We start from the raw sequence: 13,335 nt of genomic DNA, 5'->3' as shown, positions 1-13,335 counted from the left end.
CAAAAGGTTAGCCGGTCATTAAATCAGCGGAAATTACACAGAAATACTCTTCGTAAATTTAGGCAATAAAAAATTCTCCCCGCCCGGGAGGATTTTTTTATTGCCTTGCTGCCCTTTGCTGTTAATAGGATTAGAAGAAACGATGAAGCATAAATCCTGGGAAAAATGCATATCTTTTTGTGTAGATTGTTAGCAATTTGCCCATTTCTTCATACACTATATGGACTCATCGCGATTAACGGGCACTAATCTGCAATTTTCAAATAAATGGATGAAATGCCCGTAAATGCTGATTAGGAACACAGACTAGGAACGCCACGTCCTGTGGCAACGTCTGTGTGACCCACATCGTGTGGGCCTATACTAACCATCATTGATGGAAGTATCACCTTACGCATAGGAGGGAATTCAGAGTGAAAATCCATATCGTACAGAAAGGGGATACTCTTTGGAAGATTGCAAAAAAGTACGGCGTGAATTTTGAAGAGCTGAAAAAGATGAATACACAGCTCAGCAACCCTGATATGATTATGCCCGGTATGAAAATAAAAGTTCCTGCAAGCGGGGGCTCAATAAAAAAAGAGGCTCCTATTGGAGGAAAACCGGAAGCAAAAATAAATATGGGTGCCAAAAAGGAAATGCCAAAAGCAGAACAACCTTTTGCCAAAGAGAAACCTATTACCATGCCATCAGCTGAAGCACCTAAGGAGAAGCCGGTAAAAGAAGCACCGAAAAAGGAAATGCCAAAAGTAACGGCGCCAAAGGTTGAAATTCCGAAAGAAGTGCCAAAACCTGCACCAAAAGAAGTTCCCAAAAAACCTTATACGCCAAAAATGCCAAAGCCTATTATGCCTGAAATTGATATAAATAATTATTATATGATGAATATTCAGCAGCCGGCTCCGCAGCAAAAGCCGCTTCCAGCAAAAGAGATTAAACCGCAGCAGCAAAAGCCGCTTCCAGCAAAAGAGGTTAAACCGCAGCAGCAGAAACCGCTTCCGGCTAAAGAGGTTAAAGTGAAGGAAAAACCAGTGAAGCCTGCAGAAACAAAACCACAGCAAAAACCACTGCCTATATCAGAATCCAAGCCACAGCCCCAGCTCCCGCCTAAACCAGTCAATATCCTTCCGCAGGCAAAGCCGGCTCCAAATCAAGAAAGTCCTGAATCGCCGGAAAGCGAATCTTCTTTATATACACATCAAGGAGGTCAATATCAGCCAATGTTTCCTTTTAATCCATGTTACCCGCAAATGCCTTATCCTCAAGTACAGGGAGCAATGATGCCGCAGATGCCGCATCAGATGCCACATCAGGTGCAGGGAGCGATGATGCCGCAGATGCCGCATCAGATGCCACACCAGGTGCAGGGAGCGATGATGCCGCAGATGCCGCATCAGATGCCACATCAGGTGCAGGGAGCGATGATGCCGCAGATGCCGCATCAGATGCCCCAGGTGCAGGGAGCGATGATGCCGGAGCATCAAATGCCGCATATGGGTATGATGGCTGGAGTTGAAAGTCCGGATTATGATGAATCTTCGCCGTTCATGCCAATGGCTCAAATGCCATCAGGTGTGATGGGGGCAGAAGATATGGGACAACAGATGCCACATCAAGTGCAAGGGGCGATGATGCCGCAGATGCCGCATCAGATGCCACATCAGGTGCAGGGAGGGATGATGCCGCAGATGCCGCATCAGATGCCACATCAGGTGCAGGGAGCGATGATGCCGCAGATGCCGCATCAGATGCCACAGGTGCAGGGAGCAATGATGCCGCAGATGCCGCATCAAATGCCATCGGGAGTGATGGGTGCAGAAGATATGGGAATGCAAATGCCGCATCAGATGCCGCATCAAGTACAAGGAGCAATGATGCCGCAGATGCCGCACCAAATGCCATCGGGTGTAATGGGTGCAGAAGACGTGGGAATGCAAATGCCGCATCAAGTGCAAGGAGCAATGATGCCGCAGATGCCGCATCAAATGCCATCAGATGTAATGGGTGCAGAAGACATGGGAATGCAAATGCCACACATACCGCAGGTGCAGGGAATGGAAGAATCTCCGGGTATGTCTCAAAAGCCATTAATGCCTGGTTCAGTGATGGGTGCTTCTAATGATTGCGGATGCGGAGGACCGAAATTTGCTCCGGGAGGATACGGTCCGGGACCAGGATTCGGTCCAGGGCCGGCATATGGTCCGGGATTTGGCTATGGCCCAGGACCAGCATTCGGTCAAGGTTTTGGCCAAATGGGCGGAGAGGCATTTGGAATGCCAAGAAGCTTTGACGAAAGCAGTGAATACGACGGTTAATAATGGAGGAGACGATTTAGTTCAAAATCGTCTCCTCTCCTATTTGCAAGATCAGCTGCCCTTTAAAATTGAAGAGTTAAAGCCGATTAGAAAGAAGGTTTATTTACTGAGGACACAGGAACGGGCCTTTGTATTGAAAGGATTTTCATCCTATCACCGGCTAAAGCTTCAGGAGGCATTTACTTCATCATTAATGAATGAAGGATTTGCAAAAACATATATTTTTTATGAGGTTGCAAAAGAACCGCCATTGTTTTTTGACCGGACATATTTTGGGTGTCTGGAGTACATCCCGCCTTCTGAAGAAGTGTTCACCTATTTTTTGAAGAGCGATCGTTTGGAAGGGCTAAATTTGCTGAAGAATTTCCACGATACTACAGAGAAGCTTGTAAGCCGTTACCAAACGGTTGTGCCGGCATATCGGCAGGCAGACAAGTGGAGAGAGAGAGCGACCCTTTTCCTTAATAATCTCCCAGTAATAAGATATTTTGTCCAAAAAGAAATTATTAATGAATTATTAGCCTGGGCAGATTGGGCCTTGAAAGGAATTGAAGAGGACGCCTGGCTTTTTCAATACGGGAGGAAGGTTATTCTGCATGGTGATGTAGCACATCATAATTTTCTCAGAGCTAAAGATCAATCTTTATATTTGCTTGATTTTGACCTGATAGCAGTAGGTACTCCACATTCCGATTACCTGCAGTATGCGAACCGCATCCTCCCCTTTATGAAATGGTCATTTGACGATTTAGGAAAATATTCAATATTTAAATCCAATCTTGAAGAAAAGGGCTTTCTTCATGCATTGGCATTTCCAACTGATATATTTAGGGAATGGAATCGTGTAATAAGGGATAGAACATATCTTGATTCTGTAAAGATTCGTCCTGTTTTGGATTTAACTGTTGGTCAGTTTGCTGAGAGACAGCGTTTTATTAAAGCTCTTAAATATGCCGTTAATGAGATAAACAAATAATGTACAAAAAAATGGACGTAAATGGACAGAATGAAAGCCTCCTTTCGCTCACAAGCTAAGAAAGAGCAGCAATGCTCAGGGCTTGTAATATTAGCGAGGGGGTTTTTCGCTTGCACAAGAAATTAATTGCAGTACCGATGGCTGCCATCATGACAATGGGATTGGCAGGATGCGGAACGAACGAGGATGCATCTGTTGATCGAAAGAATGAAATTGGTCAGCCCATGGGATATTATTCAAATGAAAATCACGGAAACCGCGGTGGAAATGTCCGGGTTGAAGATGGTACAGATAATGATGGGCCTCTGACAGAAATGATGGATCATACTCTGGGTGCAGAGGGAAAAAATAATGGCTCCAACAGAGTGGAAAATAATGCAAGAAGAGTCAGGAATGAAAATACCGGAAACCCAACTGTTCCTCTTGCTGACAGGGACCGCAGCTTTTTGCAGAGAGATAATCGTTTTAGCCATAGCGATGCAAATTATCATGGCCATCTCGATGACAATACACGACAAGCCAAAAATTCTTATTATCAGGCTTATGAAGGTGAGCTTGCTGAAAAAATTGGCAACGTTGCAGCTTCTGTTCCTAACGTTGAGGATGTCCGTTCCGTGACCTATGGAAGCGATGTTTTGATTGCTGTGGATTTGAATGATTATGATAAGGAAGAACAGACGAAAGAAGCGATTCATGAAGCTGTTCAGCCATATTTACGCGGAAGATCTGCTACGGTGGTAACGGACGAAGGAACGTTTAGCCGTTTAAGAAATATTGATAACAATCTTCGTGATGGCGGCCCGCGAGAGCAAATTGATTGGGATTTAAAAAGTTTATTCCGCAGGGAAAAATAATGATTCCGCAAAGAGGGCAAAGCTGCTGGGCTTTGCCCCTGTTTACATAATTAATTTTTTTCAGGATAAACATGAAAATGTTGGTCACACTAATCATAAAGATCTGGGAAAACAGGCTCAGGCGGATGCTGCAGAAGTTACTATTTAATCGAGGTGATCGATCATGAGAACCATATGGGGCTTGCTAATAATAGGAGCTGCTTCCTTTTATCCCTTCTTCCAGGCGGATGCATTCAACTTTTTATCTGAGGGTACTTCTGTATATGCTGAGGCAGCAGGAAAACACATTGAAGGGCCGCTTAAGATGGATGTCATTTTGGAGAGAGAATATCTGGATGGGGAAGTAAGCCAGGAAACCATAGAGGAAATCATATGGACCCTTGAAGATTTCTGGGCTAAATATGATCAATGGCAGCTTGTTGATATGGATATGGATTATATAGTGTTCCGCCGGAAAATGGATGATATATCACCATTATTAAAAGCAAATGGGTACTTCGGTGTAACCGAGGACGGCACATTAACCATTTTCAATGGAAGGCCGAAAAAAACAAATATTATTCAGTCTTTCTTTCAAATCGATTTAGGGAAATTAGAAAGCACGAAATGTGAAGAATTAAAAAAAGGAATCCCCATTGTAACAAAAGATCGATATGTGGAAGTTCTGGAGACCTTTAAAAGCTATACTGCCGGTGAAAAGCAAGCGAATTGAAAAGCAGTAAAACATGCAAGGGAATGGGATTCTCTTGCATGTTTCTGTTTTTTTAAACAATAAGAAAATAATTATTTTGAACGTTGATAATCTGACTAGGTCCAGCGTCTTCCTGCTCAAGATGTCGGGGGAGAGCAAGGCGCTTCCGCTTTTCTTATGAACTGCATTCAATCATTTGTAATGTTACTTATTTTTTGATAGCTTATACTTATGTAACATTAGTTGCAGGAGGGAATCTTGTGGAATATGTTGATCCTATCAAGGACATCAAAAGCATAAATAAAATTAAAGAGATTTTAAGACAGCAGTCACAGCGGGATCTTTTGCTTTTTGTATTAGGTATAAATACGGGCATAAGAGTGAGTGATTTGCTATCTCTGAAAATTAGTGATGTTTGGGATGGGAAGGAGATAAAAGAGTTTATTTATTTAAACGATCTCAATAGTGATGAAATTAAAGCATTTTACTTAAATAGCAGCGTGAAAAAAGAACTGAAAAAATATTTTACTCAGCATGATTTCTCTGAATGTGATTATCTCTTCAAATCCAAAAAGAATAACCAGCCAATTACCCGCCAGCAAGCCTACCGGATCATAAATAATGCAGCAAAGGAAGCTGGAATTCCAGGGAAGATCGGAACACATACACTTCGAAAAACATTTGGCTATCATGCCTATAGAAAAGGGATTGCCATTTCAATCATTATGTCCATCTATAATCACCATTCTTCCGCTGAAACTTTGCGCTATCTCGGTATTGAAAGAGGCGGGAAGCAATTAATAAAAGTGGACGTTAACCTATAAAATGAGTTTAATGCATTGGCTGATATAAAGCGTCTTGTGTACCATAAGGATTTTCCTCCATAAGCAATGTATCTGGCCCCATTCTGTTCAGCATTTTATTCTTCGTGCCTAAAATATAATATGGTACAATGAGGTACAGTTAAACTAGAGGAGAGAAAGGCATTGTATGAATTCGTAAGAGGCAAGCTGGATTTTATCGGGCCGGAATATGTGGTTATTGAAAACAATGGTATTGGCTATCAGATTTTAACGCCAAATCCATTTAGCTATACCCCGGAGTTCGGGCAGGAAGTAAGGATATACACGTATCATTATGTACGGGAAGATATTATGGCACTGTACGGTTTTCAGACTCGGGAGGAGAAGACCCTTTTTACCAAGCTGCTGAATGTTACCGGAATTGGGCCGAAGGGAGCTCTTGCAATTCTTGCTTCAGGTGAACCGGAACAGGTGGTGCAGGCAATTGAAAATGAAGATGAAGCGTTCCTCGTTAAGTTTCCTGGAGTCGGAAAGAAAACAGCGAGGCAGATGATTCTTGATCTGAAAGGGAAGCTGCCGGATATTGTACCTGACTTTTTCCCTAATCTGTTTTCTGCGGATAAACTTCAGGCTGAAAGCGGACCTTCAGGGGACCTGGAGGAGGCTTTGCTTGCATTAAAGGCGCTGGGCTATTCAGATAAGGAACTGAAAAAGATTACACCGGAAATGAAGAAGGAAAAGCTTACAACGGACCAATACATAAAGAAAGCTCTGCAAAAGCTTTTAAAACTATAATGTATTGGACGGGTCCGATTCATTTAAGCTGATATTAAGTAGGTGATTATGTATGGAAGAGCGGATAATATCCGGTGAAGCTGATCTTCAGGATCTTTCATTCGAACAGAGTCTGCGACCGCAGACACTAAAGCAGTATATTGGACAGGATAAAGTAAAGCAGAACCTCGAGATCTTTATCAAAGCTGCCAGAATACGCGAGGAGACCTTAGATCATGTCCTTCTATATGGGCCGCCTGGATTGGGGAAAACCACACTGGCTGCCATTATAGCCAATGAAATGGGAGTAAATATCAGAACCACTGCAGGCCCCGCCATTGAAAGGCCTGGTGATTTGGCTGCGATCCTGACTGCATTGGAACCTGGTGACGTCCTGTTTATTGATGAAATTCATCGCTTGCCGCGTTCTATAGAAGAAGTTCTATATCCGGCAATGGAGGACTTTTGTCTTGATATCGTCATCGGAAAAGGGCCAAGTGCCAGATCAGTCAGATTGGACTTACCGCCTTTTACACTGGTTGGCGCGACTACAAGGGCGGGGTCGTTATCGGCCCCGTTAAGGGACCGTTTTGGTGTGCTTAGCAGGCTTGAATACTATTCAGAAGAGCAGCTGACTGATATTGTTGTCCGTACAGCTGAGGTCCTTGATACAGGTATAGATCTAAAAGCCGCCATTGAGGTTGCCAGAAGGTCAAGAGGCACGCCTAGAATTGCAAACAGGCTCCTCCGGAGAGTCCGGGATTTTGCCCAGGTCAAATCAGATGGCCAGGTTGATGAAACACTGGCAAAGGAAGCTTTGGAGCTTTTGCAGGTTGACCGTTTAGGCCTTGACCATATTGACCATAAATTATTAAGAGGGATTATAGAGAAATTCCGCGGCGGTCCTGTTGGCCTTGAAACAATTGCAGCGACCATTGGGGAAGAAGCACACACGATTGAAGATGTTTATGAACCATATTTATTGCAGATTGGGTTTCTTCAGCGGACGCCAAGAGGAAGAATTGTAACGGACCTGGTGTACCGCCATTTTCAGATGGAGGTGCCTGCTGATTGAGCGGCATATCAAAGTGGCTGATGGTCATTGGTGCCATCATTTTTGCTATCGGATTTATAAGCCAGTTTATTAATATTGGCAAGCTGCCGGGGGATATAGTGATCAAGAAAGGCAATACGACATTTTATTTTCCAGTCGTTACATCGATTTTGATCAGTGTTATCCTTTCTGCCATCTTTTATTTTATAGGAAGGCTTCGGTAGTCTATATGAATAACAGAGGGTGACATCATGAAAGTAGATTGGTTTGATTTTCATTTGCCTGAGGAATTAATTGCACAAACGCCTTTGGCTGATCGGACTAGCAGCAGGCTAATGGTCCTTGATAAAAAAACCGGAGATCTTCAGCATAGTGTATTTAAAAATATTAAACATTATCTCAAAGCTGGAGATTGTCTTGTGCTGAACGACACAAAGGTCCTTCCTGCCAGGCTGTTTGGAGAAAAAACAGGCACTGGTGCGAAAATAGAGGTGCTTCTTCTAAAACAGCTTGAAGGGGATTCCTGGGAAACGCTGGTCAAGCCAGCCAAGAGAGTGAAAGAAGGAACTGAGATAACGTTTGGAAACGGCAATTTGACTGCTGTTTGCACTGGAACTTCAGATCATGGCGGCAGGGTACTGGAGTTTAAGTATGACGGGATATTCTATGAGGTGCTGGAGGAATTGGGAGAAATGCCATTGCCGCCTTATATTAAGGAGCAGCTTGATGATCGTGACCGTTATCAGACTGTATTTGCCCGTGAACGCGGTTCTGCTGCAGCCCCTACAGCAGGCCTTCATTTTACTGAGCAGCTTCTTGAAGAGATTAAGGAAATGGGTGTGCATATTGCTTTTATTACTCTGCACGTTGGTCTGGGAACTTTCAGGCCGGTTAGTGTGGATGATTTGAATGAGCATGAAATGCACGCTGAATTTTACCAGGTAACAGAAGGGACTGCACGGCTGTTGAATGAAGTGCGTGAGCAGGGAGGAAGAATTATCAGTGTGGGGACTACATCCACAAGGACTTTAGAAACCATTGCTTCCATGCATAATGGCCGTTTTGAAGAAGCAAGCGGCTGGACAGATATTTTCATTTATCCCGGCTATGAATTTAAAGCGATTGATGGCATGATTACAAATTTTCATCTGCCTAAATCGACCTTGATTATGCTTGTAAGTGCACTGGCTGGCCGTGACAACGTTCTGAATGCCTATAATCAGGCCGTGGAGGAGCATTATCGTTTCTTCAGCTTTGGAGATGCTATGCTCATTATTTAATAAATAGGTTATCTCTGTACTTCGATAACTGTCTAGCTCCTAGCGCCGATAAAGGGGCGCTCTGCGCTTTAAATGGAAGGAGAACTGTAAGTTGACTGCAATTCGTTATGAATTAATTAAAACATGTAAGCAAACCGGTGCCCGTCTGGGACGGGTCCATACGCCGCATGGATCTTTTGAAACTCCTGTGTTCATGCCTGTGGGAACACTTGCTACAGTAAAAACCATGTCCCCTGAAGAATTAGTGGAAATGGGTGCGGGCATTATTCTGAGCAATACTTACCACCTGTGGCTTCGACCGGGTCAGGAAATTGTGGAAGAAGCAGGCGGCCTGCATAAGTTTATGAATTGGGACCGGGCCATTCTGACAGATTCCGGCGGGTTTCAGGTGTTCAGTCTTAGTGAATTCCGTAAGATTGAAGAAGAAGGCGTTCATTTCAGGAACCACCTGAATGGAGACAAGCTGTTTTTATCACCTGAAAAAGCAATGGACATTCAAAATTCCCTTGGTTCAGATATTATGATGGCGTTTGATGAATGCCCACCTTACCCAGCATCCTTCGAATATATGAAGAAGTCAGTAGAGCGGACTTCCCGCTGGGCTGAGCGATGCTTACAAGCACATAAACGCCCGAATGATCAGGGACTCTTCGGAATTATTCAGGGTGGAGAATATGAGGAGCTGCGTAAACAAAGCGCGAAAGACTTAACATCTCTTGATTTCCCGGGGTATGCTGTTGGTGGTTTATCTGTAGGTGAACCTAAAGATGTAATGAACCGTGTACTTGAGTTCACAACACCGCTTTTGCCGTCTGATAAGCCAAGATACCTTATGGGAGTAGGATCCCCCGATTCCCTGATTGATGGTTCAATCAGAGGGATTGATATGTTTGACTGTGTTCTCCCTACAAGGATTGCCAGAAACGGAACATTGATGACAAGTAATGGCAGACTGGTTGTTAAGAATGCAAAATTTGCAAGAGATTTTGGCCCAATTGACGAGAATTGCGATTGCTACACATGCCGTAATTACAGCCGTGCTTACATCAGGCATTTGATCCGCTGTGACGAAACATTTGGAATCAGGCTTACAACTTACCATAATCTCTATTTTCTGCTAAAATTAATGGTGCAGGTAAGACAGGCGATTAGAGATGATCGCTTGGGTGATTTTAGAGAAGAGTTTTTCGAAAGGTATGGATTCAATAAGCCTAACGCGAAGAACTTTTAATAATAAAAATTGAGAGTTCGTTTAAGGAGCAGCTTTTCCTTAAATCGGGACAATCTTTGAAAGGGGGGAAAACTATGGAGCTTTTAGGAACATTAGGACCATTATTGCTGATGTTTGTTTTATTCTATTTCCTGTTAATTCGTCCGCAGCAGAAACGCCAAAAGGCAGTTCAGCAAATGCAAAGTGATTTAAAAAAGGGAGATAAGGTTGTTACAATCGGCGGTCTTCATGGATTCGTTGATGCCATCGACGAAGACAAAGTGGTTATTAAATGTGGTGACGGAAGCCGTCTTACATACGATCGTGCAGCGATCCGCGAAGTAACGCAGGCAACTGGCGATGCATTAGCAAAATCTTAATATCAAAAAAAGAAGGTCCTGAATTTCAGGACCTTCTTTTTTAAGCTGTTCTTTTAGTGTTGAGATTAACTCCCAATATACCGCCCATCATTGCAGTCAGCGTAAAACAGGTGTGGTATATCATTTGCTCCATATCAAATAAACTGTCATGTCCCAAATATTGAAATAGAAAAATAACGATTGAGTAAATAAGGCCTGTCAAGCCTCCAAGCAGCCATCCTTTTTGCTTCCCTTTACCTCCGGATATGAACCCGCCCGCAAAAAGAGAAACAAATGAAACAGCAGAAATAATATACTGCAGGGAAGACTCCTGCAGCGAGGTGAACCGCAGAAGCAGTGAAAAAACGAGACTGCTCGCTACAGCAATGGCAAAAATGGCGATAATTCCATAAAGTACGGCGCTTCCGAAGTTCTTTGACTCTTCTATATTGACCCTCTCCCTTCTGAATCAGTAAATAGGAACAGCTTTTACCCCAGAGGCTATTCAGCTTAATCCTTAGTACAAGCATATTCACACAATGAAAAAATAGAATCTAAAATGTTCAAAGAAAAAGGCAGATAAAATCATAAAAGTTTTAATATGCGGAAGGATATAAAGGATTGCATCAAAAGGAGTGCTGTAGAAGTGGAAGAATATCTAATCATTGTAGGAAGAACATTATTTCTCTATGCAGTCATTCTTCTCATTTTTAGACTAATGGGCAAAAGAGAAATTGGTGAACTAAGCATCCTGGATTTAGTCGTCTATATCATGATTGCTGAACTTGCAGTAGTGGCGATTGAAACTCCGGATTCAGAAATCCTGAAAAATGTGCTGCCAATGCTCCTTTTGATGGTTGTGCAGATTGTGCTGGCCATACTTTCCCTGAAGAGCAAAACGTTCAGGGATGTCGTTGATGGCAAACCGACCATTATTATTAATAAAGGAAAAATTGATGAAAATGCCATGAGGAAACAGCGGTATAACTTTGATGACCTGCTTTTGCAGTTAAGAGAAAAAGATATTGCCAAAATCTCAGATGTGGAATTTGCCATCCTTGAATCTTCCGGTACTTTGTCAGTGTTTGAAAAAAAGGACAGCAAAGAGGGGGGAATTACAATCCCTTTAATCATAGATGGGACAATCCAGAAAACTAATCTGGAAACGATAAACAAAAGTGACTTTTGGCTTCGGCAAGAGCTTAGAAAAGAGGGGTATAAAGAGTTATCAAATATATCATTCTGCAGCTATGAAAATGGCCAATTTTATGTAGATCTGCTTGACGATAGGAAATAAATCGAGGGCCAGCTCAAGATAGGCAAAATTGAGCTGACCCTGCTGATATAGGCAAATTATCTAAATGCAAATCTTGATAACAGTCTGCCAACCCATGGAATCCGAATCAGATCACTCTTTTTAATCAGCTTGAAGAATAATAAGAAAATTACATATGCAGAAGTGATAGCGAAAGAAATCACAATTACCCTCACTGCTGTATTCAAGTCAGGGGAAAGTAAATCTTTGAGCATCCAGAAGCCAATGCCTCCTGACAAAAACATGGCAATAAACGTCTTTAGATAGTCCCTGATGAAAAAAGTAAACGAAATAGCTTTCAAGACTGTTGCAAAGTGAAGCATTGTCACCAGGACTGTGCCGGTCAGAATTCCCATCGCAACACCATTGATGCCAAATGCAGGCTGGCTGGCAAGTAGAAAGATGACTGCCGTTTTAACGGCAGCGCCAATCAGACTGTTGATCATTGCGGCACGGGCCAGATTTAATGCCTGTAAAGTTGCCTGAAGAGGTCCCTGATAATAATAAAACAGAAAAAATGGCGCCATCAATTTAATAAAATGAGAACCGCTTGAGGAGCCATACATTACTTCCATCAATTGATCGGAAAGGACATAAAGAACCACCACTGCCAGGCCGCCAGTAATAAATGCAAACCGAAGTGCCTGCTGAAGCCGGTATTCAATCAGACGCATATTATTCTGGGAATTTGCTTCGCTGATAGCCGGAACAAGAGATGTTGACAAAGAATAAGTAATAAACGATGGAAGCATCAGAAGAGGCATGGCAAAGCCGGTAAGAGCACCATATTGCTTCGTAGCCGCAGCGGCCGCCACCCCTGCAAGTGCAAGACTCTGTGCTACCACAATCGGTTCAAAAAACCAAGCGACTGAACCGATCATTCTGCTGCCTGTCGTTGGAAGAGCAACGGTCATCAATTCGTTAAATGTACTTTTTCCGGAAGACACAAATTTAAAAAATTGTTTCCTGACTCTGAATTTCTTTTTAAGCTTAAATGTGGTCATTAAATAAAGCAATGATGCAAGTTCTCCAATGACAGCTGCCAGCATGGCTCCCGCTGCCGCATACTCAATTCCGTATGGCAGGAATGCCTTAGTCATCAAAGCGATCAGGCTGATTCGGACTACCTGTTCAATCATCTGGGAATAGGCAGCAGGCTTCATGTTCTGTCTGCCCTGGAAATAACCCCGAATGACAGAAGAAACTGCAATGATCGGCACGATAGGGGCGATTGCCATCAAAGGAAGCTTTGTGCGTTCATCGGTAAAGAGTGTATCTGATAATAATGGAGCAAGCAAAATTAAAGCAGGAGTGAAAACAATTGACAGTGATATAGTCGTCGCTAAGGAAACAACTAATATTTTCTTGATTTTTGCTGTATCTCCCTTTGCCTCCGCTTCGGCCACATTCTTAGAAATAGCGACCGGCAGCCCAAGCTGTGTGATGGTGACGACTAGAATCATAGTGGGAAAAGCCATCATATAAAGGCCAACGCCTTCTTCTCCAATAAACCGGGCAATGACAATTCTGTTTATAAAGCCCAGGACCCTGGTCACCAGGCCTGCAGCGAGCAGGATCATGGTACCTTTCAGAAATTTGGACATTCAACTCCCTGCCTTCTCAAAATGGGTATTATCATATACAATTATCTATATGCAAGATAGAGGACAAAGCATGACAAGCTATCATAATTTCCATGTGAAT

The 13,335-nt window shown here is 43.0% G+C and carries 14 protein-coding genes; 12 read left to right on the top strand and 2 right to left on the bottom strand.

Annotation, left to right across the window (positions count from 1 at the left end; all coding sequences use genetic code 11):
* Positions 1-413 precede the first annotated feature (413 nt).
* From safA to yajC, 11 genes are all read left to right on the top strand, one after another.
* Positions 414-2,315, top strand: coding sequence for a SafA/ExsA family spore coat assembly protein (safA, locus tag NR125_RS06165; protein WP_256814807.1), 1,902 nt, complete (start codon positions 414-416; stop codon positions 2,313-2,315).
* Complete coding sequence (locus tag NR125_RS06160; RefSeq protein WP_306219711.1) at positions 2,269-3,291, top strand: phosphotransferase; 1,023 nt, start codon at positions 2,269-2,271, stop codon at positions 3,289-3,291. The genes safA and NR125_RS06160 overlap by 47 nt, the downstream gene beginning before the upstream one ends.
* Before the next feature lie 110 nt (positions 3,292-3,401).
* Positions 3,402-4,145: a YhcN/YlaJ family sporulation lipoprotein gene (locus tag NR125_RS06155; RefSeq protein WP_009333102.1), complete on the top strand. Its 744-nt coding sequence runs from the start codon at positions 3,402-3,404 to the stop codon at positions 4,143-4,145.
* Positions 4,146-4,308: 163 nt separating this feature from the next.
* Positions 4,309-4,857 carry an intercompartmental signaling factor BofC gene (locus NR125_RS06150; RefSeq protein WP_071156894.1) on the top strand — a complete coding sequence of 183 codons (549 nt, stop codon included), beginning with the start codon at positions 4,309-4,311 and terminating at the stop codon, positions 4,855-4,857.
* A gap of 239 nt (positions 4,858-5,096) precedes the next feature.
* Positions 5,097-5,660: a tyrosine-type recombinase/integrase gene (locus NR125_RS06145; RefSeq protein ID WP_019382920.1), complete on the top strand. Its 564-nt coding sequence runs from the start codon at positions 5,097-5,099 to the stop codon at positions 5,658-5,660.
* Positions 5,661-5,822: 162 nt separating this feature from the next.
* Positions 5,823-6,434, top strand: a complete 612-nt coding sequence (gene ruvA / locus NR125_RS06140; RefSeq protein WP_019382919.1) for a Holliday junction branch migration protein RuvA — start codon at positions 5,823-5,825, stop codon at positions 6,432-6,434.
* Between the two features lie 52 nt (positions 6,435-6,486).
* On the top strand, positions 6,487-7,488 hold the full coding sequence (gene ruvB, locus NR125_RS06135; protein WP_019382918.1) for a Holliday junction branch migration DNA helicase RuvB: 1,002 nt from the start codon (positions 6,487-6,489) through the stop codon (positions 7,486-7,488).
* Positions 7,485-7,691 (top strand): DUF2905 domain-containing protein, encoded by a 207-nt coding sequence (locus NR125_RS06130; RefSeq protein ID WP_009333097.1) that lies wholly within the window; start codon positions 7,485-7,487, stop codon positions 7,689-7,691. Before ruvB ends, NR125_RS06130 begins: the two co-directional genes overlap by 4 nt.
* 27 nt (positions 7,692-7,718) lie before the next feature.
* Entirely contained in the window at positions 7,719-8,747 is a 1,029-nt protein-coding gene (gene queA / locus NR125_RS06125) for a tRNA preQ1(34) S-adenosylmethionine ribosyltransferase-isomerase QueA (RefSeq protein WP_256814806.1), read from the top strand.
* 91 nt (positions 8,748-8,838) lie between these two features.
* A complete protein-coding gene (gene tgt, locus NR125_RS06120) occupies positions 8,839-9,978 on the top strand; it encodes a tRNA guanosine(34) transglycosylase Tgt (protein ID WP_256814805.1) in 1,140 nt (379 codons plus the stop codon).
* A gap of 74 nt (positions 9,979-10,052) precedes the next feature.
* Entirely contained in the window at positions 10,053-10,337 is a 285-nt protein-coding gene (gene yajC, locus NR125_RS06115; RefSeq protein ID WP_009333093.1) for a preprotein translocase subunit YajC, read from the top strand.
* Between the two features lie 40 nt (positions 10,338-10,377).
* On the opposite strand, the gene NR125_RS06110 is transcribed toward yajC, so the two are convergent.
* Entirely contained in the window at positions 10,378-10,764 is a 387-nt protein-coding gene (locus tag NR125_RS06110; RefSeq protein ID WP_082919404.1) for a TIGR04086 family membrane protein, read from the bottom strand.
* Between the two features lie 198 nt (positions 10,765-10,962).
* Here NR125_RS06110 and NR125_RS06105 point away from each other — a divergent pair, with 198 nt between their 5' ends.
* Positions 10,963-11,613: a DUF421 domain-containing protein gene (locus NR125_RS06105; RefSeq protein WP_009333092.1), complete on the top strand. Its 651-nt coding sequence runs from the start codon at positions 10,963-10,965 to the stop codon at positions 11,611-11,613.
* A 56-nt stretch (positions 11,614-11,669) separates the two neighbouring features.
* On the opposite strand, the gene spoVB is transcribed toward NR125_RS06105, so the two are convergent.
* The gene (spoVB, locus tag NR125_RS06100; protein WP_256814804.1) at positions 11,670-13,235 is read right to left on the bottom strand and encodes a stage V sporulation protein B; all 1,566 of its coding nucleotides are present in this window, start codon (positions 13,233-13,235) and stop codon (positions 11,670-11,672) included.
* Between the last annotated feature and the right edge of the window lie 100 nt (positions 13,236-13,335).

This window comes from Cytobacillus sp. Bac17 (genome assembly GCF_024519925.1).
GTDB classification, from domain to species: Bacteria; Bacillota; Bacilli; order Bacillales; family Cytobacillaceae; genus Cytobacillus; species Cytobacillus pseudoceanisediminis.
The sequence above is the reverse complement of the archived record's forward strand: the minus strand, read 5'-3'. Positions and strand labels throughout refer to the sequence as shown.